The organism is Planomonospora algeriensis, assembly GCF_977012225.1.
Genome location: NZ_CDRNDK010001083.1, coordinates 1 through 497 on the forward strand (window position 1 = coordinate 1; position 497 = coordinate 497).

Below are 497 nucleotides of genomic sequence, written 5' to 3' on the forward strand. Positions count from 1 at the left end.
GCCGAGAGCCGCGGCCGCCTCGTCCGCCCCGGTCGCGGAGACGAGGACGAGCACCCGGTCGCCGTCGGCCACCGCGAGCTCCTCCCCCGCCGCCTCCAGCGCCGCCTCGCGGTCGCCTCCGGCGGCCAGCACCACCAGCGGCCCGTCGGGGAACCGGTCGCCCAGCCGCTCCAGCGTCTCCCGGCCGGCCTCCAGCTGACCGGCCAGCAGCAGCCGGAGCGCCGCGGCACGGACCCGGCGCTCGGCGGCCAGGTGCTCGCGGCCGTGCTCCAGCGCCAGGGTGAGCAGGGAGCCGGCGGCGTTGACCACGGTGTGCTCGACCGGCGTGAACGGCTTTCCGAGGCCGACCGCGAAGAACCCCCCGGTCCGGCGCGCGCGACCGGCTGGACGACGACGTGCTCGCCGGGGGTGGAGAAGGCGAGGCTGGCGGGGCTCCCGCCCTCCCGCGCGCGCCCGCGCAGACGGCCGAGCTCGGGCAGGATGCCGCCAACGGCGGC

The 497-nt window shown here is 79.5% G+C and carries 1 pseudogene; it reads right to left on the bottom strand.

From position 1 onward, the window contains the following. Positions 1–309, bottom strand: a pseudogene (locus ACWJ6R_RS37915) (PucR family transcriptional regulator); the annotation flags it as partial. Positions 310–497: the final 188 nt, after the last annotated feature.